21 protein-coding genes and 1 riboswitch are annotated in these 21,768 nt (G+C 35.3%); of the genes, 16 read left to right on the top strand and 5 right to left on the bottom strand.

Annotated features, from left to right (window positions below):
- Nucleotides 1-228 precede the first annotated feature (228 nt).
- The 6 genes from CD172_RS04345 (at nt 229) to CD172_RS04320 (ending at nt 6,024) form a co-directional block, all read left to right on the top strand.
- Nucleotides 229-927 (top strand): FadR/GntR family transcriptional regulator, encoded by a 699-nt coding sequence (locus tag CD172_RS04345; protein WP_060551565.1) that lies wholly within the window; start codon nt 229-231, stop codon nt 925-927.
- A gap of 164 nt (nt 928-1,091) precedes the next feature.
- Nucleotides 1,092-2,030 (top strand): mannose-6-phosphate isomerase, class I, encoded by a 939-nt coding sequence (gene manA, locus CD172_RS04340; protein ID WP_103345578.1) that lies wholly within the window; start codon nt 1,092-1,094, stop codon nt 2,028-2,030.
- Nucleotides 2,031-2,045: 15 nt separating this feature from the next.
- On the top strand, nt 2,046-2,288 hold the full coding sequence (locus CD172_RS04335; RefSeq protein ID WP_060551563.1) for a hypothetical protein: 243 nt from the start codon (nt 2,046-2,048) through the stop codon (nt 2,286-2,288).
- Between the two features lie 44 nt (nt 2,289-2,332).
- Nucleotides 2,333-3,703 (top strand): EVE domain-containing protein, encoded by a 1,371-nt coding sequence (locus CD172_RS04330; RefSeq protein ID WP_060551562.1) that lies wholly within the window; start codon nt 2,333-2,335, stop codon nt 3,701-3,703.
- A 355-nt stretch (nt 3,704-4,058) separates the two neighbouring features.
- Nucleotides 4,059-5,486 (top strand): Na+/H+ antiporter NhaC, encoded by a 1,428-nt coding sequence (gene nhaC, locus CD172_RS04325; RefSeq protein WP_103345577.1) that lies wholly within the window; start codon nt 4,059-4,061, stop codon nt 5,484-5,486.
- Between the two features lie 112 nt (nt 5,487-5,598).
- Nucleotides 5,599-6,024 carry a thiol-disulfide oxidoreductase DCC family protein gene (locus tag CD172_RS04320; RefSeq protein ID WP_060551560.1) on the top strand — a complete coding sequence of 142 codons (426 nt, stop codon included), beginning with the start codon at nt 5,599-5,601 and terminating at the stop codon, nt 6,022-6,024.
- Between the two features lie 127 nt (nt 6,025-6,151).
- Here the strand turns inward: CD172_RS04320 and deoD are convergent, their stop codons facing one another.
- Entirely contained in the window at nt 6,152-6,862 is a 711-nt protein-coding gene (gene deoD / locus CD172_RS04315; protein ID WP_103345576.1) for a purine-nucleoside phosphorylase, read from the bottom strand.
- Nucleotides 6,863-7,067: 205 nt separating this feature from the next.
- Here deoD and CD172_RS04310 point away from each other — a divergent pair, with 205 nt between their 5' ends.
- Together CD172_RS04310 and CD172_RS04305 are read left to right on the top strand one after the other, a co-directional pair.
- On the top strand, nt 7,068-8,369 hold the full coding sequence (locus tag CD172_RS04310; protein WP_037568064.1) for a pyrimidine-nucleoside phosphorylase: 1,302 nt from the start codon (nt 7,068-7,070) through the stop codon (nt 8,367-8,369).
- Nucleotides 8,370-8,378: 9 nt separating this feature from the next.
- Complete coding sequence (locus CD172_RS04305; protein WP_411755716.1) at nt 8,379-8,648, top strand: DoxX family protein; 270 nt, start codon at nt 8,379-8,381, stop codon at nt 8,646-8,648.
- 467 nt (nt 8,649-9,115) lie between these two features.
- On the opposite strand, the gene CD172_RS04300 is transcribed toward CD172_RS04305, so the two are convergent.
- The gene (locus CD172_RS04300) at nt 9,116-9,586 is read right to left on the bottom strand and encodes an S-ribosylhomocysteine lyase (protein ID WP_060551558.1); all 471 of its coding nucleotides are present in this window, start codon (nt 9,584-9,586) and stop codon (nt 9,116-9,118) included.
- 229 nt (nt 9,587-9,815) lie between these two features.
- Nucleotides 9,816-9,926, top strand: a riboswitch (SAM riboswitch).
- 91 nt (nt 9,927-10,017) lie between these two features.
- On the opposite strand from CD172_RS04300, the gene CD172_RS04295 reads away from it, so the two are divergent.
- The 3 genes from CD172_RS04295 (at nt 10,018) to CD172_RS04285 (ending at nt 13,211) form a co-directional block, all read left to right on the top strand.
- On the top strand, nt 10,018-11,202 hold the full coding sequence (locus tag CD172_RS04295) for a M20 family metallopeptidase (RefSeq protein WP_172616716.1): 1,185 nt from the start codon (nt 10,018-10,020) through the stop codon (nt 11,200-11,202).
- Nucleotides 11,203-12,384 carry an L-aspartate--L-methionine ligase LdmS gene (gene ldmS / locus CD172_RS04290; RefSeq protein WP_103345575.1) on the top strand — a complete coding sequence of 394 codons (1,182 nt, stop codon included), beginning with the start codon at nt 11,203-11,205 and terminating at the stop codon, nt 12,382-12,384.
- 155 nt (nt 12,385-12,539) lie between these two features.
- Complete coding sequence (locus CD172_RS04285) at nt 12,540-13,211, top strand: DUF2750 domain-containing protein (protein WP_085622904.1); 672 nt, start codon at nt 12,540-12,542, stop codon at nt 13,209-13,211.
- A gap of 81 nt (nt 13,212-13,292) precedes the next feature.
- Here the strand turns inward: CD172_RS04285 and coaW are convergent, their stop codons facing one another.
- A complete protein-coding gene (gene coaW, locus CD172_RS04280; RefSeq protein ID WP_037567442.1) occupies nt 13,293-14,090 on the bottom strand; it encodes a type II pantothenate kinase in 798 nt (265 codons plus the stop codon).
- Between the two features lie 107 nt (nt 14,091-14,197).
- Here coaW and CD172_RS04275 point away from each other — a divergent pair, with 107 nt between their 5' ends.
- A complete protein-coding gene (locus CD172_RS04275; RefSeq protein WP_060551555.1) occupies nt 14,198-14,566 on the top strand; it encodes a VOC family protein in 369 nt (122 codons plus the stop codon).
- Between the two features lie 111 nt (nt 14,567-14,677).
- On the opposite strand, the gene CD172_RS04270 is transcribed toward CD172_RS04275, so the two are convergent.
- Nucleotides 14,678-16,276: a BCCT family transporter gene (locus CD172_RS04270; RefSeq protein ID WP_060551554.1), complete on the bottom strand. Its 1,599-nt coding sequence runs from the start codon at nt 16,274-16,276 to the stop codon at nt 14,678-14,680.
- An 88-nt stretch (nt 16,277-16,364) separates the two neighbouring features.
- Between CD172_RS04270 and CD172_RS04265 the strand changes: the two genes are divergently transcribed.
- The 3 genes from CD172_RS04265 to CD172_RS04255 all read left to right on the top strand — a co-directional run bounded on the left by CD172_RS04265 (nt 16,365) and on the right by CD172_RS04255 (nt 19,868).
- A complete protein-coding gene (locus CD172_RS04265; protein WP_103345574.1) occupies nt 16,365-17,225 on the top strand; it encodes a GNAT family N-acetyltransferase in 861 nt (286 codons plus the stop codon).
- 156 nt (nt 17,226-17,381) lie between these two features.
- Nucleotides 17,382-17,912, top strand: coding sequence for a DNA-directed RNA polymerase subunit delta (gene rpoE, locus CD172_RS04260; RefSeq protein WP_060551552.1), 531 nt, complete (start codon nt 17,382-17,384; stop codon nt 17,910-17,912).
- A gap of 348 nt (nt 17,913-18,260) precedes the next feature.
- Nucleotides 18,261-19,868 (top strand): CTP synthase, encoded by a 1,608-nt coding sequence (locus CD172_RS04255; RefSeq protein ID WP_060551551.1) that lies wholly within the window; start codon nt 18,261-18,263, stop codon nt 19,866-19,868.
- Nucleotides 19,869-20,056: 188 nt separating this feature from the next.
- Here CD172_RS04255 and CD172_RS04250 read toward each other — a convergent pair whose 3' ends face one another.
- On the bottom strand, nt 20,057-20,578 hold the full coding sequence (locus tag CD172_RS04250) for a DUF2529 family protein (RefSeq protein WP_103345573.1): 522 nt from the start codon (nt 20,576-20,578) through the stop codon (nt 20,057-20,059).
- Between the two features lie 215 nt (nt 20,579-20,793).
- On the opposite strand from CD172_RS04250, the gene fdaB reads away from it, so the two are divergent.
- Nucleotides 20,794-21,666 (top strand): class IIb fructose-bisphosphate aldolase FdaB, encoded by an 873-nt coding sequence (fdaB, locus tag CD172_RS04245; protein WP_037567452.1) that lies wholly within the window; start codon nt 20,794-20,796, stop codon nt 21,664-21,666.
- The last annotated feature ends 102 nt before the right edge of the window (nt 21,667-21,768 follow it).

Here is a 21,768-nt window from a genome sequence, read left to right as displayed (position 1 = left end):
AATGTAAACAACGTATAGCACTCCTTTCAATACTTTACACAATATCAAAATATATTGATTTTGAAAATCAATACGGTATGTATAGTTTATTTTTATTGTAAACTAATTTTTTCCATGTGGATATCTTTTTTTAATAAATATGAACATCATTCCATTCCAAGGTAGCATATAATTTCATGAGCGTGAAAGCTTGTAATTTGTTAAAATAAACATGAGGTGAGATGGGGGATGAAGATTTCAAGCCAAAAGATTTACGAGCAAATAGCAAATGACTTAATTGAACAAATTGACGAAGGAAAGTTACAAGAAGGTGAACGCCTTCCTTCGATTCAAGCACTCTCAAAAACATATGGTGTCAGTAATGCGTCTATGAGAGAAGCGCTCAATGCATTAAGAATGATTGGTCTTATTGAAATCAAACATGGGTATGGCACGTTTGTGAAACAAAAACATCCGTTGTTATTTGATTTTAGTAATCAAACATTGACGCAAAAGCGCGTTAAAGATATTTTAGAGCTACGTGAAGCCGTTGAAGTTAAAACTGCGAGTTTAGCTTCACTACGCCGAACAGATGCTGATTTAAAAGAAATGCAAGATGCTTTAAGTGAAATGGCACGTGCAATTAAGAATGATACGTCAGGAGAAGTTGCGGATTTAAAATTTCATCTTGCAATCGCACGTGCATCTGATAACCAATATTTATATGAACTTTTGAATAATATTGCTGATAAAATTCAACAAACGATGAAGGGGACACGTCATATATATCTGTATAGTCGTCAAAAGCGCATGGAAAAACTCTTTAATGAACATACCGCTATCTTTGAAGCGATTACACAGCAGAATGAAACGTTAGCAGCACAAAAAATGATTGATCATTTACAAGAAGTACGTCAAACATTAGTTGAAAATTTTATCGTTGAATAACAAAAATAATAACAGTGTGCTAAGGAGAAAAAGTGAGAGATTCATTTTCTGTGAGATACATAGGCACGCTGTTTTTAATTGTGATACAATCACTTTATAACTAAGCTTGTTATTAATGGAAGATACATAGAAAATTACATATAAGAATGCGAGGTGGTATCCCCATGCCTTTAATATTAAAACCTGTTTTCCAAGAACGTCTTTGGGGAGGCACAAACTTAACACAATTTGGTTATGAATTACCTAGCGATCATATAGGTGAAGTGTGGGGAATTTCTGCACATCCTCATGGTGCAAATGAAATTTTAAATGGACCATTTAAAGGGATGACATTAGATGATGTTTGGGCTGAGCAACCAAAATTGTTTGGTGAATTTCCTACAAAAAAGTTCCCGTTATTAACTAAAATATTAGATGCCACTCAAAAACTATCCGTGCAAGTGCATCCAGATGATACATTCGCATATGAAAACGAAAATGGCGAGTATGGTAAAACGGAATGTTGGTATATTTTAGATGCAAAACCAGGTGCTGAAATCATTTATGGGACGCATGCGCAAACTAAAGAGGAATTAGAAATGTTGCTTGATGCGCGACGCTTTAACGATCTATTTAAACGTGTCCCAGTACAAACGGGTGATTTCTTTTTTGTACCAGCAGGAACGGTGCACGGTATTGGTGAAGGTATTATGATATTGGAGACGCAACAATCTTCAGATACAACATACCGTATTTATGATTATGATCGACGTGATCATCAAGGGCAGTTAAGACCGCTTCATATTGAAAAGAGTAAGGCTGTTATTCGATATGGTGACGACAGTCCCAACGTTTTACCAACGGTCGAGGTCATCGAGACGCACAAACGTACAACATTTGTACAAAATCATTTCTTTACAGTTGTGAAATGGGAAATTGATGGAACCTTAAACTATATGAAACCACGTGAGTTTGTTTTAGTGTCAGTGTTAGACGGTCAAGGGGATCTCATCACTGATGGTGAAATTTATCCTATAGAAAAAGGCAATCATTTTATTTTAACAGCTGAGGATTTGGATAATGTATTTGAAGGACAGTTGACACTTATGATTAGCTATGTATAAGGTGGTGCAACTTAAATGAAAATAGGATTGTACATTGCTTTAATATGTGGATTCATTTCGGGTGCAACAATATTTTTTAATGTGCCATTATTTCCATCGTATATATTTCCAGTCATTATAGGATTAATCGGCATTATCGCGACACTATGGACACTGCCTAATCCTGAAATGAGTGGCATGCTCAAATTAGGTGGCATAATGGTGAATGTATTTCCTGTCATCGTCGGAATTGTGACGTTAATACAGTCATTACATTAAAAATGATGAACGTAAAAAAATAAATGGAGGAGAACACGATCACCATGACAGCAGAAACGAATTATTTTTGGCTAAATTGTGGATATAATCGTTGGAATCATCACGAACCATTAGTAGGTCAAACCGCTGTATTTGAATCAGGCGCGCAATTTAACCCATCTCAAGGGTATCGTGCGTTTAAACAAGCCAAAGTCGGTGACAAAGTCATATTTTATCAAGTACAAACGGATGCAGGTTTACTTGGATGGGGTGAAATTACGAATGTTATCACAGGTGCGCAAAATAAAATTCATGTTCAATTCAAGTTTAATGAGACATTTAAACCATTGACTACGGAGTATTTAAAACGAAGTGAAACATTAGAATTTCGAATTAGTAATATGAAAGAAACTTTATTTAATAAGATTTCATATGATGAATTTGAATTAATTAAAGGTCTTGGTACAGGGGATGTCAGTATTCCACGCTACTTCTATATGGCTGAAACGACATCTTTTGAACCTGATGAGACTTATGTGATTTATACACATAATGTTAACGGTATTAAACGTAATGGCTATCATAATTACACGCAACTAGAAGTTGGAGACCAGATTGTCATTTATAATCGTTATAGTAATCAATCCGTCATTGGTCGTGCAGAAGTTTCTCATCACATTCATACACGTCCGCCTGAAGCTGGACGTACAAATAGTACGGCTATTGAGATTCGATATATTGAAGATATTCAACCTGTAAGTTTAACAACTTTAAATAAACATCCTAAGCTGAAGAACTTATATTTTCTTCAAGAGAATGCGAAACAAGCGATTGCCGGACTGACACCGACCCAATTTGAAGCCATTATGGAAATGAGTAAAAATGGTGGTATGAAAGGTCAGTTCGAAACAGTAGGTCAAATGACAAATGAAGGTACGAGTGATGACATTAAACCATTTATACTTTTATTAGCTAACGACAAAGCAGAAGGGTTAAAGGCTGCGCAGTCATTAGTTGAAAAAGCAAATGCGACACCTGTGATGACAACAGGTCATCCTGACTTTTCAGAAGAAATGTTATACGGTCGTTATTTACCTAACGAGACAGGGGCAATGTATTATCGTGAAGGATTTATTACGGAATTAATGCCTAAATCGGACCGTCATTATCTTGTAATTGATCAATTTGAACGTATTGATCCGGACATCTTCCAAATGTTTATTAACGTTTTAGAAGGTTATGAAATGACATTACCAAGATATCATAGAGATGGAAGTATGGTTAAATGGAGTTTAAATAAAGACTCTTATTACTACTTTAATCCGAACTGGCATATTGTCGGTGTGACATATTTAACGCCACAAGAGGTCAAAGAACATTATTCTGAGCAATTTTTAAAATATGCACGCATTATTCAAGTGAAACACTCCACATAATCGTTAAGAATAGGAAAGCAATTTTAAAGTGACTGGCTAACTAATATATATACGGTGTTTCACACCTAAGTGATAGCTTCAAAGTTCATGTTGTAATGAATTTTGAAGCTTTTTTATACAAATTAGGCGGTGATGTATAGCGCTTTGAGACGAAAGTGCATGTATAAACCTACCTTATGTCCTTACGTTCAATTTAATTCTTTTTTAATATTAAAGGGAAACCTATAAGTATCTGTAATCATTATGATTTGAATTTTTATACTTAAACGCCTTGAAGCGCTTCACAGAAAATAGTATGATATGCGTAAACGTTTTCAATTTTCAGATAACATCAACATAGGGGAGAGGGATTTAAATGAATAAGGAAACTCAAAAAAGGCCGATTAACGTCTGGTTTGCGTTATTAACGCTCGTAGCAATGATTGGGGCGATGTTATATACGGTGGTTAAGCTAGAACAAGCCCCACATATTCCATTGTTAATCGGCACATGTGTAGCGATTATTATTACGATGTGTCACGGTTATAAATGGGAAGAAGTCGAAGAGATGATGTATAAGGGGATTCGTCACGCGCTTCCAGCAGTTGTTATTATCATGTTAGTAGGACTTATCATTGGAGCGTGGATCGGTAGTGGTATTGTCGCTGCGATGATTTATTACGGTTTAAAATTAATATCACCTACATACTTTTTATCTGTCGTGTGTATTATTTGTGGCATTGTGGCATTAGCTATTGGTAGTAGTTGGTCTACTATGGCTACTGTAGGTGTTGCATCAATGGGAATAGGGATTAGTATGGGTTTATCACCAGGCATGGTTGCGGGTGCAGTGATTTCTGGTGCGTATTTTGGTGATAAAATGAGCCCTCTTTCAGATACAACAAATTTAGCATCTGGACTTACTAATGTCGACTTATTTGAACACATTCGCCATATGTTTTATACGACAATACCTGGCTTAATCATTAGTCTTATCGTGTTTTTTATTTTGGGACAAATGTATGGAAGTGATCATTTAAATCAAGGTCGCATTGATAATATTATGAATGCGATAGACAATGCATTTATTATTTCACCTTGGTTGCTTGTAGTGCCACTAATAGTCATTATTATTGTTGCTTTAAAAGTGCCGGCATTACCTGCGATTGTAGTCGGTATCATTCTAGGTTTTTTTGTACAAATTTTTGTACAAGGTGATTCTATGGTGACTGCGGTTACAGCATTACAAACGGGTTATGAAATCGATTCAGGCAACAAAACAATTGATGAGTTATTCAACCGTGGTGGTTTAGAATCCATGTTCTATACGATATCATTAACACTTGTCGCCATGACATTTGGTGGTTTATTAGAGTACTCAGGTATGTTAAAAGCTTTAATTAGCGTAATTTTAAAAGTCGCTAAAAACACGGGGTCATTGATCGCTTCGGTAATTGTTTCTTGTTTTGGCACAAACCTTACATGTTCAGAACAATACATCTCAATTATCGTTCCGTCACGCATGTATGTTTCCACATTTATCGATAAAGGATTACACCCTAAAAATCTTTCGCGTGCACTAGAAGACGGTGGGACACTCACATCTGTTTTTGTTCCTTGGAATACGTGTGGCGTCTTTATCGCTTCAACGTTAAGTGTGTCTGTTGTTGAGTATGCACCATTTGCTATATTAAATTTTATCGTTCCAATCATTTCGATTCTATATGGATTTATTGGCTTTAAAATTATTAAATTATCTAAAGATGAACAAGCCTATTTTAAACAGCAAGAATCGCTAGCATAAATATAACTTAACGTAAGCTTAAGATTAATATACATAGAGGCGTTTTGTTTTTAAAACTGATTCAATGACTTTACAATTAAATATATAAATAGTCCATTGAGGGGGGATACAAGTGCCTATCGTATATTATGATGATCGTTGTATTTATTGTTACAATTATGTCATTTGGTTAATTCGACATGGTTTACCGAGAAATTATCAATTTGTGCCATTAAAAAGCGAGGCTGGTGAACAGCTACAACAAGTGCATCCAGAAGTGTTAAGCTATAATAGTGTGATTTTACAAGAAGGATCATCCTTGTATTTTCAATCTACAGCAATTATCAAACTTATTTATCAATTAAAACAATTTAAATGGTTAGCCCTGAGCGTTTGGCTGATTCCAAAGCCAATTCGTAATTTCGGTTACCATCTATTCGCTGAAAATCGTAACCATATGTGGCGAACGACTTGGGCTAAAGTTCGTGAGTCTGAAAGAAGCTATTTTATTGGTGAACAATATGTCGATGTGAAAGGGCTAGCCAAGCATTCAAATTAAAATGTAAAAGCACCGCGCGTGTATAATAAGTTGAATGCTAAACGTATAAGGATAAAAATAATAGCCTTCAAAGTTCATTTGAAAATGAATTTTGAAGGCTTTTTCATGTATACGCTTTAGTTTTTAATTATTCTGCGATTTCTAATGCAACTTCCATCATTTGTGTAAATGAATTTTGGCGTTCTTCTGCAGTAGTGGCTTCATCTCTTAATAGGTGGTCACTAACAGTGAAAATACCAAGTGCTTTTTTACCTGCTTTAATGGCATTTAAATATAAGCCAGCTGATTCCATTTCGACACCTAAAATACCCATGTCAATCCATTTTTGATTGAAGTTTTCATTCGCATTATAGAATGTATCAGAAGATAAAATGTTACCTACATGTGTCGTAGCACCAATTTTATCTGCCACTTCTTTCGCTTTAACAATTAAATCAAAGTCAGCAAGTGGGGCAAAGTTACCAGGGAACTGGAACTGATCTACATAATTAGAATTTGTTGAAGCCCCTTGACCGATAATAATGTCATATAGGTTTACGTGTTCTTGCATTGCGCCACATGAACCAATACGAATAATTGTATCAACATCAAAGAAATTGTAGAGTTCATAAGAATAAATACCAATACTTGGAATACCCATACCAGAACCCATAACCGATACTTCTTTACCTTTATAAGTTCCTGTGTAACCAAACATGTTACGTACGTCGTTAAATTGCTCAACATTTTCTAAGAAATTTTCAGCTATAAATTTCGCACGTAGTGGATCACCTGGCATTAAAACAGTTTTGGCTATTTTTTTACTATTAGGTTGAATATGTGGTGTGCCTTTAGTCATTGAAAGCAACTCCTTTTATTTTTATTAATTTTATCCTATTAAACATAACAGATTGCAGCCTAAATGTCGATGATTGCAATGTTTGTCAGACCCGTGACAGTCAATGTTTTCTTCTTTGATTTAGCATGTCTTTAATTTATAGAATGGAATATATCGTGTATAATAAATATGGAATATATCATAATAAAGAGAAGAGGGATTTACCATGAGAATGGTGGATATGATTTCTAAAAAACGTGATGGACATGCCTTAACGTCTGAGGAAATTAAGTTTATTATTGACGGTTACACAAAAGGGGAAATTCCGGATTATCAAATGTCGAGTTTAGCTATGGCAATTTATTTCCAAGATATGACAGATGAAGAGCGCGCCGCATTAACGATGGCAATGGTAGAATCAGGAGATCAAATTGATTTATCTGATATTGAAGGTGTTAAAGTTGATAAACATTCTACAGGTGGTGTCGGTGATACAACGACACTTGTATTGGCACCACTTGTTGCTGCTTTAGACATTCCTGTAGCGAAGATGAGTGGTCGTGGGTTAGGTCATACTGGTGGTACAATTGACAAATTAGAAGCTGTTGAGGGTTTCCACGTTGAAATATCTGAAGCTGAATTTATCAAACTTGTAAATGAAGCTAAAATTGCTGTTATTGGCCAAACAGGTAATTTAACACCAGCGGATAAAAAGATTTATGCATTGCGTGATGTAACTGGAACTGTCAACTCTATTCCGTTAATAGCGTCATCCATAATGAGTAAAAAAATTGCTGCGGGTGCAGATGCGATTGTACTTGATGTTAAAACAGGTAACGGTGCGTTTATGCAAACGGTAGAAGATGCCGAAGCGCTCGCCCATGCAATGGTTAAAATTGGAAATCAAGTAGGTCGTCAAACGATGGCGATTATTTCAGATATGAACCAACCATTAGGTTTGGGCATTGGGAATGCCCTAGAACTTAAAGAAGCCATTGATACACTTAAAGGAGAAGGTCCTGAAGATTTAACAGAACTCGTACTTACATTAGGTGCACAAATGGTCGTGTTAGCTAAAAAAGCTGAAACTTTAGAAGAAGCGCGCGTAAAATTACAAGAAGTGATTGATAACGGTGCTGCGATTGAAAAATTCAAAACGTTCTTAAGTAATCAGGGTGGAGATGCCTCTGTTGTAGATGATCCATCAAAATTGCCAACAGCGCAATATACATTTGAATTACCAGCGAAAACGTCAGGTGTTGTTTCTGAAATGGTAGCAAATGAAATTGGTATAGCATCAATGATGTTAGGTGCAGGGCGTCAAACTAAAGAAGATGACATTGATTTAGCTGTCGGACTGGTACTTCATAAAAAAATTGGTGATAAAGTTGAAGAGGGAGAATCTTTACTCACAATTCATGCTAATCAAGAAGATGTTGAAGCGGTTAAACAAAAATTATATGACAATATTACAATTTCTGATTCTGCAGAAACGCCAAAATTGATTTATAAAGTAATTACGGAGTAGTGATTGATTATGAAGCGATTTCAACGCGTTGTATTTGGCATTTTATTTGTGTTCATAGGGATTTTACACTTTGCGCGTGAAACGACATTTCGCAAAATTGTACCCCATTATTTACCATTCCGTAAAGCGGCGGTCCTCATTACTGGTGTGTGCGAAATCGTTTTTGGAATTGGCTTATTCATACGTCGTCCGAGTTATGTATTTAAACATATCATGATTGCTTTTTATGGGCTGTACTACCCGCAAATATTTATATGGCTCGACATATCGACAAAATAGAAGGCCTCCAATTGCCAAAATCGTTATTATATCTTCGTATCCCGTTACAGTTTCAGTTAATGAAATGGATACGTCATTTATAATTAAGTGGATGAAACTCAAGTATTTCACATTTAATTGTTTCAACACTTTGCTTTTCTAGGTGTCTTACTTCATAATGGATGTTTGGTTTCAGATTGATGCCTCAGCAGTCTCGGTTAAGTAAGCAATCAAAGTAATGTTATCATTCTCTTACTTTTGCTCTTATAGATTAAATTAAGAAACATAAATGAATAACAGGCAACGAAGTTCTCATGTATGCATGAATTTTGTTGCCTGTTTTGTTATACAGGATTGTGATGTTTCAACCCTTATTTATATGATTTAATGAATTTTCGCTAAGGGAGATGCTTGTCTATTCTCCATGCACCGCACCTTAATCATTAAATAGGCTTTAAAAGAAACTGACAAGTGAAATCAATATAAGATTATTTACCTTCTCCAAATACATCATGCCATTGATGACGCTTATCTAAAAATGCTTGCGCAATAGTTTTTGCTCCTTCAAGAGAATGGCTAGCTGCCCAACCACATTGTACTTCATTACACGCTGGGACCTCATTAGCATTTAAAACGTCATGAATCGTGTTTTCAATAATATTTAATACATCATCGTAATCTTTATGGTTAATAAATGACACATAAAAACCTGTTTGGCATCCCATTGGACTTAAATCTACGACTTTGTCTGAATGATTACGAATATTTTCAGCCATTAAATGTTCGAGACTGTGTAAACCTGGCATGTCCATATGTTCTTTATTTGGCTGTTTGAAACGAATATCATACTTGTAAATGTCATCTCCATTTTCCCCTTGCATTTTACCTGCAAGGCGTACATATGGTGCAACTACTTTTGTGTGATCTAAATTAAAACTTTCTACGTTCATTTTTGGCATATTGACATCCTCCTTTATTATTTTCATTTTACCATAACTTTCATTGTATCAAAGGGGGATGCCTTTTCATTGAATGAAGGAATGAGACCGAACCTATTTAAAAAGGGGGATGACGATGAGAATGATGCCTTAATTGGGTATGTGACATAACAGGGAGGAATTGTGTAAATAATAAAAATAGCATGACAAATCAGTCGATTTCCGATAAAATGAGTACTAATTAAATAACAATTTATCAAGAGTGGTGGAGGGAATTGGCCCTACGAAGCCCTGCAACCTCATCGAGTAACGATAAAGGTGCTAAATCCAACAATAGCATTTGACTATTGATAGATAAATGACATACAAATGGTTATCAACGTTTGATGTGCGTCTATTAATAGACTTACATCACGTATGATAACTTTTTGTTTTTGAAGGGAGAAATTACTTTGGTATCAGTAAGACAGCGCATTTTAGATTATATAGACAATCATCGCTTACATTATTTAGATATGAGCCACCAAATACATGATCGACCAGAATTAGGGAATGAGGAATTATTTGCGTCGCGTCTTTTAATAGACCAATTATCATCGCACGGTTTTAATATTGAAAAGGATATTGCAGGCCACTCAACAGGTTTTATCGCATCTTATGAGGCAAAAGAGCCAGGACCAACGATAGGGTTTTTAGCAGAGTATGATGCCTTACCGGGATTAGGACATGCGTGTGGACATAATATTATAGGGACCGCTAGTGTACTTGCAGGTATCGCGCTCAAACAAGTGATTGATGAACTTGGAGGCAGTGTCATTGTTTTTGGGTGTCCGGCTGAAGAAGGTGGCGAAAACGGTAGCGCAAAAGCATCCTACGTCAAAGAGGGGATTTTTGATGATGTGGATATTGCGCTGATGATTCATCCAGGAAATGACACGTATCCGACGATTCATACGCTTGCTGTAGATGTATTAGATATCCAGTTCTATGGCAAGAGTGCACATGCATCTGAAAATGCAGAAGATGCTAAGAATGCTTTAGATGCAATGCTCAGCTTTTTTAATGGTATAGCACAATTAAGACAACACATTCATAAATCAGAACGTGTCCATGGCGTCATTTTAGACGGTGGTAAAGCGGCGAATATCATTCCTGATTATACACATGCACGTTTTTATACACGTGCAACGACGAGGAAATCTCTCGACATATTAACAGAACGCGTGCATCAAATTGCAAAAGGCGCAGCCATTCAAACAGGTTGTAATTATGAGTTTGGACCAATTCAAAATGGGGTAAACGAATTTATCAAATCACCACAACTTGATGCTTTATTTGAACGTTATGCAACAGAATTAGGGGAAGAAGTCAGTCATGATGATTTTGGTTATGGTTCGACAGATACAGGTAATGTGAGCCATGTAGTGCCTACGATTCATCCACATATTAAAATAGGCCCGCGTAGCTTAGTTGGTCATACACATCGATTTAGAGAAGCAGCAGCAAGCCCTATGGGAGATAAGGCGTTAATTAAAGGTGCGAAAATTATTGCATTAATGGGAGCAAGTATACTTCAAGATTATGATTTGTTAGCCACGATTCAAAAGGAACATCAATTATTAAGGGAGAAATTATAAATGACTGACCATCTACGTTTAAAATTGGGAGACTTATACGCTGATGATATCGTATATACATCACGTCCATCTTATATTTCTAATCCATGGTTAGAACCAGACGAGCATCAATCGAATTTTTTAACAGGACGAGAATTATTGATTGCTGATATGCCAGTCATTGTACATGAGGCCAGTGTTACTGATAAATTACAAATTTTGTTTAATTATGTGAATCAAACGATACCGAACAATATTTATACATTCAAAGATAAAGAAAGTTATGAACAGTTATTAAAACAACTTACTGAACAAGATCAAAAGCGCATTTATACACAGTATGTGCATGGTGAAGATTTAATACACCGTACACGCTATGCGATGAATAAGCAGATGTTTGTTGATTTAAATACTAAGTCAAGGATTCCTGAATGGACAGAAGGTAAATATCTACCTAAAAGAGAGGTGGTAGATATTGAGATGCTTCATCATGCTTTAGAACATTGGACACTACCTCTTGTTTTAAAACCTGGAGATGATTTACCTACTGCAGGTGGGTATGGCGTGATGATATGTTATAATCAATCAGATTTAGATGAAGCAGTAGCACGTATTGACAATGCGAAAGAAGCCACACAAACTATCATTATTGAACAATGTGTGGAAGCTAAAGAAAATTACTGTGTGCAATATGCCGTACACCCTGATAAAGGTATTGTTTACCTAGGGGCAGCCAAACAGTTAACGAATGCTTATGGATTTTATAATGGTAATACTAATGCTATACATGTACCTCAAGCAGTCATTGATGCAGGATTTGAAATTATGAAAATTGGTGTAGATAAAGGATTTATAGGTGTTGCGGGGTTTGATTTACTTGTTGATAAAGAAGAGGACATTTATGCGATTGATTTGAATTTTAGACAAAATGGTTCAACAAGTATGTTATTACTCGATCATTTATTAACTGGCAAACATCATAAATTTTATAGCTATGTGTCTAAAGCCGACAGACAAACGTTTTTTCAAGCGATTGAAAAATATGTCCGACAAGGCGTCCTTTATCCATTATCTTATTATGATGGTGATTATTATAAAACGCGTAATGTCAGTTCACGATTTGCAGGCATTTGGCATGCGAACAGTCTTGAACAAATCGAGGCACTTGAGCAAGCCTTTCTTATAGAAGCAGGTTTAAAATAATCAATAGTAGCGTGTTTTTGTAACGAACTAAAATTGTTAGCGTATATGTTATCTGATATGAAAATACGCGATGGTTTCTATTTTTGTCACATTGACGAAATGTAGACAGTAGTTTATATTCAACGTAAAGAGCTCATTTAGAGAGGGAGAAAAAGATGTCGTATAAAAATGAACGTTTTTACAAAGATATTCTGACAAATGAGCAATTTTTTATCGCAGTAAAAGATAAAAAAATTGTGAAGCATTTGCATAATGGGAAACAATTATTTTGCTTTTGGACGAGGGAAAGTTTGGCAAAAGCATATCTCGAAAATCTAAATGTTGAATTTGATAAAATTAAGGCGATGGATATCGATCGTTTTACAACTTATGAACTTGACGATATGTTTGATGAAGAGGATGAAGCGGTTGTGAATGTGACGATTGATGCAGAAGGTCATGAAATTAAAATTTTATCGGCTTTTAATGATATTATGACTGATATTGATCGCTTACGCATTCGAGAATTTGTTGAAGATGTTTCTAAAACCGACACTGTATATGGTCTTACACGTAAAGGTACTAAGCAATTTATGGTCGTAAGTGATGAAAATGATAATTTTGAACAATCTCATTTCATGCCTGTTTGGAGTTTAAGCCAGCGAGCGAAGCGTGTTGCTGAAGAAGACTTCGAAACACTTGAACTTATTGACGTTGAAGGTGAAGTGTTTTCAGAATGGTTAGACGAATTGCGTGATGACAATCGTTACGTTGCAATAGACTTAAAACCAGGCGTCGTTGGTACCATTGTAAGTGCACAAAAATTAGCGAATGAATTAACATTTTAATAAAGTGAGATAACATATCTAAAAGTTTAGCCTTCAAAATTCATTTTTATTGAATTTTGAAGGCTATTAATATACGTTTCATTATAAATATAATGTACCGAGTGCGCCTGAAAATGCGCCATTATTTAAATAGTGAGGTGTAAAACCACGTAATATCGTATAATCCGTGACTACTTTTTGGAGTAATGGATTATTATGGAAAGATGAACCAATATAAACAACATCATGCGCTCCATGCTCTCTCGCGACATGAATGGATACGGTGGTAACACTTTCACCTACAACACCAATTAGTGAAGCTAATTTATCAGCAGGCGTAAATGTTTTGTCTAAATTTAATAAAACATGTCCAAAATTCGCCGCAGTCAGTTCACCAGAAATAGGTGGGGTATCATTTTTATAAATATGTTTCACTTTCAAATCTATGATGTCGCGATTTCCTTTTTGTGCTAGGTCTGTGAGTTGTGTGTAATCTTTGATTTCAGTTAATAAGTAACCTAATCCGCGTATCATACCGCCACCGGTACCAATACCACCTACACGTTGTTGACCTTGTGCATCGGCTAAATGAATAGATGTCCCTGTTCCAACATTAGTAAAAATATAGCGTTCTAATGCAATACCTTGTTCTTTTAAAAGAAGCTCAACACCTTTATCAGCAGCATCGAATTCAATAAATTGTTTAGCATCACAATGGAGTAAATCATTGAGTGCTTTCGCATTGCCACCTGTTATACAAATATTGGAACATGTTTGTTCATTTAACCAATTTGCTACGTTTTCTATATCCGTAGTGAGACGTGTTTCGTACGTACGCTGACCACCATTTTCAACTACAATTTTAATTAGCGTACCACCTGCGTCAATTCCGATTCGCATCGCTTGTTCACCTCAAAATTATTGTTTATCACCACTATATACTATATGATAATCACAAAAATACAAGTTTTAATTATAATTTTTAAAATGTCTAGGGGGATTCGTTTATGAAGTTAAGTCCATATATTTTAGTTGAAAATGTAAATGACGCTTTACATTTTTATCATGACACGTTTGGTGGGGAAAAGATCATTTTAAATGAACATCAAGGTAAAGTGTTACACGCGGAATTAAAAATTCAAGAAGATGTCGTTATCCATTTATCAGACACGTATGGTAAACCCGTGCAAAATGACGGCAATCAAATTTTACTCACGTTCGATCACCCAGGTACGCAACAACGTATTTTCGACGCTTTAAGTGTACAGGGGAACCCACACATGCCGTTAAATAAAACCTTCTTTAATGCTATTCATGGGCAAGTTAAAGATCGATATGGTGTGAACTGGTTGATGAATTGTTTTGTTCAAGAATAAACATTATTTATTCTTGAAATTGAAAAAAGCCTTCAAAATTCATTTCTAATGAACTTTGAAGGCCATTTTTTATCCAACATATCATTTTTCAAGTTACAATTGATAAATGATTTACATTTCGTTATCTCTTTCTCGTTCTTCAATTGTTCGAGAAAAGTCTTTCTCGTCATCTATATGTGTCATTTGGAAATGTTTCGTGTGTTCACGTCTTAAGGCGTTCATAAGTGCAAAAATCATAAGTAATAAAATTATGGAAAATGGGAGCCCAGTAACCACTGATGCTGTTTGTAAACTTGTTAAACCACCTGCGACAGTTAATGCTACAGAAATAGCACCAATAAGTATGCCCCAAACCATTTTATGTTTACGTTTAGGATTTTCAACGCCACCCGTTGCCATTCCAGAGACAATATGTGTCGTTGAATCTGCGCTCGTAACAATAAACGTAAAGATAAGGATAATGGCTAAGGCACTCGTGACTTCATATAAAGGAAATTTGCTTAACAACTCAAACAAAGCTACCGTATAATCCTTATCAACGACATTTTCGATGCCATCTTTTTTATGAAGCGCATAATTAATTGCAGTGCCTCCAAATCCAGCAATCCATGTGAATGAAATCATTGGTGGAATGATTAACACACCTACGACAAATTCACGTATGGTTCTACCTCTAGATACGCGTGCAACAAAACCACCAATAAATGGTGACCATGAAATGACCCAAGCCCAATAGAAAACCGTCCACTTTTGAATCCATGAATTATCACCAGTGTATGGATCCATACGTAAACTATATTGTACGAAGTGAGAAATATAGTCGCCTATAGAAACAGTGAAAGTTTCAACGATAAAGCGTAAATCTCCGACGATAAAAATGAATACGAGTAATATTGCACCGATAATAATGTTTAAATTACTCAACCATTTTACACCACGATTCAATCCTGACAACGCTGACCCTAAAAAGATGCAGGTCATAATTAAAGTAATAATGATTAATGTCACATTCGTATTTGGCACATGGAACACATGATTTAAGCCCCCGGCAATTTGTAAAATACCGAGACCTATTGAAGTTGCGATACCCATGACAGTAGCAATAATTGCTAAAATATCAATAATGTTTCGATATGGGCGTTTGTATGTTTCACCAAAAACGGGTTCCATAGCAGTAGAGATTAGGCCGTCACGTTGCTTTCTAAATTGAAAATAGGCAACAATTAAGCCGCTCATCGCAAAAATAGACCATTGTGAAATACCCCAGTGGAAAAAAGTGTATCCCATAGCCAAACGAGCCGATTCAGCTGTTTGTCCTTTAGTGCTGGAAAATGGAGAATGTAGATAATGGGTAAGTGGTTCAGCTACACCCCAGAATACGATACCAACACCTAAGCCCGCTGAAAACAGCATGCCAATCCATGATATAAATGAAAATTCAGGTTCTTCATCATCATGACCGAGTTTAAATCGACCATAACGAGAGAGGGCGAGAAAAATTAAAAACAAGTCTAAAACAAAGACGATAATTAAAAAGAGCCAGCCAAAATTTAAAGCAATTGCATTATATGTATTTTGTGCATAAAATCCAAAGCCTTTTGGAAATAAGGCAGCTAGTAAAGTAAATAATAAGATAATAGAAAAAGAGACGATATAGACGAAATTTCGATTCTTTTTCTTTTTTGTTAGCGAAGGTTTAGGTTTTTTCATAATATCCCCTTTCGAGTTTGAAAAATCAGAAAATAGTGTATAGTTATACATGCGAAAATCATAATTAATAAAGGAATGAATTTTCATAATGATAAAAAGTAAACGCTTTGATGATATTACTATACATTTGTATGAAGAGCAATACCGTGATGCACTTTATAAATTTAAACTCAATGAACGTCAACGCATCTATTCTTCCTTACCCGAAGAAGTACTGGATGATGCACTGAATGATCCTAATCGAAAGGCAAACGTTGTCTTGAACAACGATGGGGATGTTGTTGGTTTTTTTGTCCTACATCAACATTATCAACATGAAGGTTATGATACCCCTGAAGAAGTTGTTTATATTCGTTCGTTATCTATTAATGAACAGTTTCAAGGTCATGGCTATGGTACTAAAATCATGATGAATCTTCCAGAATATGTTCAAAGTGTTTTTCCTGATTTCGGACATTTATACCTTGTCGTTGATGCAGAAAACGAAGCAGCATGGAATGTCTATGAGCGTGCAGGTTTTATGCACACGGCAACAAAAGAGGAGGGACCGATTGGAAAAGAACGACTTTATTATTTAGATTTAAGTTCTAAATATGTATCCTCATTAAAATTAAGTCGCAGTGACCAATCTGATTTATGGCCAGTAGACATTATTGATTTAAATCTTAATCAAGAAAAAGTAGGCTTTTTAGCTATTGAACAATTTCAATCTCGATTGATTATTAGAGCTGTCCTCGTAGAAGATGAGCATCGTGAATCAGGTATTGCTCAAAACGCATTACGACAATTGTCTACGTATGTACGCCAAAAATATGACAATATTGATGTCATTGAAGTGATGTTATTTGGTGCAAGTAACAAACTCAAACCATTGTTTCAAAAAAGTAATTTTGTAGAAGCAATCGTCACTGAAAATTATACAATGTTTGAAAAATATATTAACTACTAAATAAATTGGTTGCATTTCAAAAAAAAACTATTGCTAAACATTGCGTTATATTCAAGACTCATTTATAATCAATGTTTGTTATAGTATGTTATATAAGAAGACGAGATGTCTTTAAAATGTAGGAGTAACGTGAATCTTTGAAAGGAAGATGTGCCAATGAAATTACAAGATTACACACAAGAAATGGTTGATGAAAAAGCGTTTATTGATATGGCATATACGCTTTTAACTGAAAAAAATGAAACAATGAATCTTTATGATATTATTGATGAATTTAAGCAAATTGGTCATTATGAAGACGATCAAATTGAAAATCGCGTCGTTCAATTTTATACAGACTTAAACACTGATGGTCGATTTTTAAGTGTCGGTGACAACGTTTGGGGATTACGCGATTGGTATTCCGTTGATGATATAGAAGAAAAAATTGCACCAACGATTCAAAAGTTTGAAATTCTTGATGAAGATGATGAAGAAGATAAGAACTTGAAATTGCTTGGTGAAGATGACAATGACGGTGATGACAATATCCCTAGTGTGACAGATGACCAAGAAGAACTTAACGACCCTGAAGATGAGCGTGTAGAAGATGAAATCGAAGAATCTGATTTAGTCGTTGAAGACGATGAAGAAGATTTAGATGATGCATACGATGATGAAGAAGATCTTTTAGAAGAAGAAGAGTAATTCATTTTAAAAATATGTTCGTTAATGAAACGGCCATTGTTCCACTTTATTCGTATCAATGGATAATGTAAATTTAACATAAAGTTTATTGACTTTTTATGACAACATGATAGAATTTTATTCGGGCTCCTTTAAATAGGACAATGAAAAAACGCATACGTCAATAGAGATAAATACGTACGTAATTACGTAATGATATAAATGACGTTCATTCGTTCCCCCCTTACATGAAATGATTGTGAGAGGGGACTTTTTTATTTTATAAATCAATGTAATAACATGTTTACTGTTTGAAATGGATTTACCCCTTAGTAAATGCATCTGATATGAAATGAGGAGGAAATACACATGACAAAATTTATTTTTGTGACTGGTGGCGTTGTATCATCATTAGGTAAAGGAATCACTGCCGCTTCACTTGGGCGTCTTTTGAAAGATCGTGGATTATCTGTAACGATTCAAAAATTTGATCCATATTTAAATGTAGATCCAGGGACAATGAGTCCGTATCAACATGGAGAAGTTTTTGTAACTGATGATGGTGCAGAAACGGATTTAGATCTAGGTCATTATGAGCGTTTTATCGATATTAATTTAAACAAGTATTCAAACGTGACAGCAGGAAAAGTGTATTCACATGTTTTAAAGAAAGAGCGTCGTGGAGATTATCTTGGTGGAACTGTTCAAGTCATTCCACACATTACAAATGAAATTAAATCTAGATTACTTCTAGCAGGCGAAAGTACGAATGCTGACGTTGTCATCACCGAAATTGGTGGAACTACGGGTGACATCGAATCTTTACCGTTTATTGAAGCAATCCGTCAAATTCGAAGTGATTTAGGTCGTGAAAATGTAATGTACGTACATTGTACGTTACTACCTTATATTAAAGCTGCTGGTGAAATGAAAACGAAACCAACACAACATAGTGTTAAAGAGCTACGTGGTTTAGGTATTCAACCAGATTTAATTGTCGTACGTAGTGAATATGAAATGAGTCAAGAATTAAAAGATAAAATTGCCTTATTCTGTGATATTGATAAGAAAAGTGTCATTGAATGCCGTGATGCGGAATCATTATATGAAATTCCTTTACAATTAAGCCGTCAAGATATGGATGACATTGTAATTAATCGTTTAGGATTAAAAGCGCAATACGAAACACAATTAGATGAATGGAATCATTTAATCAATGTTGTGAATAATTTAGAAGGTAAAGTCACGATTGCATTGGTTGGTAAATACGTGGCACTACAAGACGCTTATTTATCAGTTGCAGAAGCTTTAAAACATGCAGGATACCCATTTATGAAAGATATCGAGATTAGATGGATTGATTCAAGTGAAGTGACAGATGAAAATGCTGAAAGTTACTTCCACGATGTTGATGGTATTTTAGTGCCAGGTGGGTTTGGTTTCCGTGCGAGTGAAGGTAAAATTTCTGCAATTAAATACGCGCGTGAACATCACATCCCATTCTTTGGTATTTGTTTAGGCATGCAATTAGCAACTGTTGAATATGCACGTCACGTTGTAGGCTTAACGGATGCGCATTCAGCTGAATTAGATCCTAATACTCCATATCCTGTGATTGACTTATTACCTGAACAAAAAGATATAGAAGATTTAGGTGGAACGTTACGTTTAGGTTTATATCCATGTACAATTAAAGAGGGAACACTAGCTGAACGTATTTATGGAGAAAAGGAGATTCAAGAACGCCATCGTCATCGTTATGAATTTAATAATGAATACCGTGAAAAATTAGAAGCAGCGGGTATGATTTTCTCGGGAACAAGCCCAGATGGTCGCCTAGTAGAAATGGTTGAAATAGAGAACCACCCATTTTTCTTAGCGTGTCAATTCCACCCAGAATTTTTATCACGTCCAAATCGTCCGCAACCGATTTTTAAATCATTTATCGAAGCTGCGATTCAATATCAATCAAAATAATATGTCGACACAATACGTATGCTATTTTGACTAATACTTTGTGTAGAAAACGATAATAAAAACACTTTCGTTAAAATTCCTCTTAATGTGAATGGAACGAAAGTGTTTTATTCTTTTATCGCTAACTTATATGACTCATCTTGAGCTTCTTTAATAAAGTTACCTTTTGCTTATAGGGTGGTTATAAATTATAAATCTAAGTCACGTATCATCTCGATCATTTGAATGTAGATTTCATAATAGACAAAGTTAATCGCAATGTTGTGCGGCGTCACCACTTTATCATAATCTTCTGTCATAACAATGGCACGTGGCGTTGATAGATTAATAAAATGTATCAAATGTTCAGGTATGTCATATGACTTAGAAGGGTTTGTAACCAATACGACTTCATGTTGGTATTCCAGTAAGTGTTCTAAATCATTTATGAGTGCATCAGTGACATAAGGGCTAAATAAAAAAACTCGGTCGGTAGTGTCTAAGTCTGAAAACGATGGTACGTCATCTAACGCTATACTTGATGCTAACTTTTCTTCGCTTGATAATACATAATGCTCAAACCATTTGAGATCATCATAACCTTTAACGTACACATGACCTTCACCACCTATAGCTTGAATGAGACATTGCGCGGCCATTTGAATGTCTAACTCCTGTTCATTCAATCGATTAAAAATGCCTGTTAATTGTGTAGCTAACATTTTTGACATTTAAACGCCTCCATTTTCTTAAATCATTGGGTTTAATTTTAATTAAGAATTTAAAGAATATCAACAAAATATTTTAGGTTTTAAATGGTGGCGCTTTCATTGACGAAATGGTGAAATAATCCCATTTTATCACGATTATTTATGCATTTTGTGCACAATTTTGCTATAATATGAATATAAATTTATGTGCGTTACGCACTCAAGGAGGAACTTTCATGCCTTTAGTTTCAATGAAAGAAATGTTAATCGACGCAAAAGAAAATGGTTATGCGGTAGGTCAATACAACCTCAATAACTTAGAATTCACACAAGCAATCTTACAAGCTTCTCAAGAAGAGAATGCACCTGTAATTTTAGGTGTATCAGAAGGTGCCGCACGCTATATGGGTGGTTTTTATACTGTAGTTAAAATGGTAGAAGGGTTAATGCATGACTACAATATTACAATTCCTGTAGCGATTCACTTAGACCATGGTTCAAGTTTCGATAAATGTAAAGAGGCGATTGATGCTGGATTCACATCTGTAATGATCGATGCATCACACGAACCATACGAAGATAACGTTAAAGTGACTTCAAAAGTTGTTGAATACGCACATGCTCGTGGCGTATCAGTAGAAGCTGAATTAGGTACAGTTGGTGGTCAAGAAGATGACGTTGTAGCTGACGGCGTAATCTATGCTGACCCAATCGAATGTCAAAATTTAGTAAAAGATACAGGTATTGATACGTTGGCGCCTGCACTTGGTTCTGTTCATGGTCCTTACAAAGGTTTACCAAACTTAGGATTTAAAGAAATGGAAGAAATTGGTGCATCAACAGGCCTTCCACTTGTATTACATGGTGGAACTGGTATTCCTACAGATGATATCAAAAAAGCAATTTCATTCGGTACTGCAAAAATCAACGTTAATACTGAAAACCAAATTGCTTCAGCGAAACGTGTGCGTGAAGTTTTAGATGCGGATAAAGAAGTTTACGATCCACGTAAATATTTAGGACCAGCTCGTGAAGCAATCAAAGAAACTGTAATTGGTAAAATTAGAGAATTTGGTACTTCTAACAAAGCTGATAACATTAAAGGTTAATGATTAAATAGATATAAATTAAAAAAGCTGAGACGCATAAGGTGTCTCAGCTTTTTTATAGGGTATAAAGTTAAAAATGGTCTTTTTTATAATGTTGCTAAA

It is taken from the genome of Staphylococcus agnetis (genome assembly GCF_002901865.1).
Taxonomy (GTDB): domain Bacteria; phylum Bacillota; class Bacilli; order Staphylococcales; family Staphylococcaceae; genus Staphylococcus; species Staphylococcus agnetis.
Note: the sequence above shows the minus strand (reverse complement) of the source record. Positions and strands in the feature narration are given on the sequence as shown.

What these genes read in the sequence shown, in the direction of transcription:
- CD172_RS04345 (WP_060551565.1), top strand. Translation starts at nt 229, where the DNA reads ATGAAGATTTCAAGCCAAAAGATTTACGAGCAAATAGCAAATGACTTA.
- manA (WP_103345578.1), top strand. Translation starts at nt 1,092, where the DNA reads ATGCCTTTAATATTAAAACCTGTTTTCCAAGAACGTCTTTGGGGAGGC.
- CD172_RS04335 (WP_060551563.1), top strand. Translation starts at nt 2,046, where the DNA reads ATGAAAATAGGATTGTACATTGCTTTAATATGTGGATTCATTTCGGGT.
- CD172_RS04330 (WP_060551562.1), top strand. Translation starts at nt 2,333, where the DNA reads ATGACAGCAGAAACGAATTATTTTTGGCTAAATTGTGGATATAATCGT.
- nhaC (WP_103345577.1), top strand. Translation starts at nt 4,059, where the DNA reads ATGAATAAGGAAACTCAAAAAAGGCCGATTAACGTCTGGTTTGCGTTA.
- deoD (WP_103345576.1), bottom strand. Translation starts at nt 6,862, where the DNA reads ATGACTAAAGGCACACCACATATTCAACCTAATAGTAAAAAAATAGCC.
- CD172_RS04310 (WP_037568064.1), top strand. Translation starts at nt 7,068, where the DNA reads ATGAGAATGGTGGATATGATTTCTAAAAAACGTGATGGACATGCCTTA.
- CD172_RS04305 (WP_411755716.1), top strand. Translation starts at nt 8,379, where the DNA reads ATGAAGCGATTTCAACGCGTTGTATTTGGCATTTTATTTGTGTTCATA.
- CD172_RS04300 (WP_060551558.1), bottom strand. Translation starts at nt 9,586, where the DNA reads ATGCCAAAAATGAACGTAGAAAGTTTTAATTTAGATCACACAAAAGTA.
- ldmS (WP_103345575.1), top strand. Translation starts at nt 11,203, where the DNA reads ATGACTGACCATCTACGTTTAAAATTGGGAGACTTATACGCTGATGAT.
- CD172_RS04285 (WP_085622904.1), top strand. Translation starts at nt 12,540, where the DNA reads ATGTCGTATAAAAATGAACGTTTTTACAAAGATATTCTGACAAATGAG.
- coaW (WP_037567442.1), bottom strand. Translation starts at nt 14,090, where the DNA reads ATGCGAATCGGAATTGACGCAGGTGGTACGCTAATTAAAATTGTAGTT.
- CD172_RS04275 (WP_060551555.1), top strand. Translation starts at nt 14,198, where the DNA reads ATGAAGTTAAGTCCATATATTTTAGTTGAAAATGTAAATGACGCTTTA.
- CD172_RS04270 (WP_060551554.1), bottom strand. Translation starts at nt 16,276, where the DNA reads ATGAAAAAACCTAAACCTTCGCTAACAAAAAAGAAAAAGAATCGAAAT.
- CD172_RS04265 (WP_103345574.1), top strand. Translation starts at nt 16,365, where the DNA reads ATGATAAAAAGTAAACGCTTTGATGATATTACTATACATTTGTATGAA.
- rpoE (WP_060551552.1), top strand. Translation starts at nt 17,382, where the DNA reads ATGAAATTACAAGATTACACACAAGAAATGGTTGATGAAAAAGCGTTT.
- CD172_RS04255 (WP_060551551.1), top strand. Translation starts at nt 18,261, where the DNA reads ATGACAAAATTTATTTTTGTGACTGGTGGCGTTGTATCATCATTAGGT.
- CD172_RS04250 (WP_103345573.1), bottom strand. Translation starts at nt 20,578, where the DNA reads ATGTCAAAAATGTTAGCTACACAATTAACAGGCATTTTTAATCGATTG.
- fdaB (WP_037567452.1), top strand. Translation starts at nt 20,794, where the DNA reads ATGCCTTTAGTTTCAATGAAAGAAATGTTAATCGACGCAAAAGAAAAT.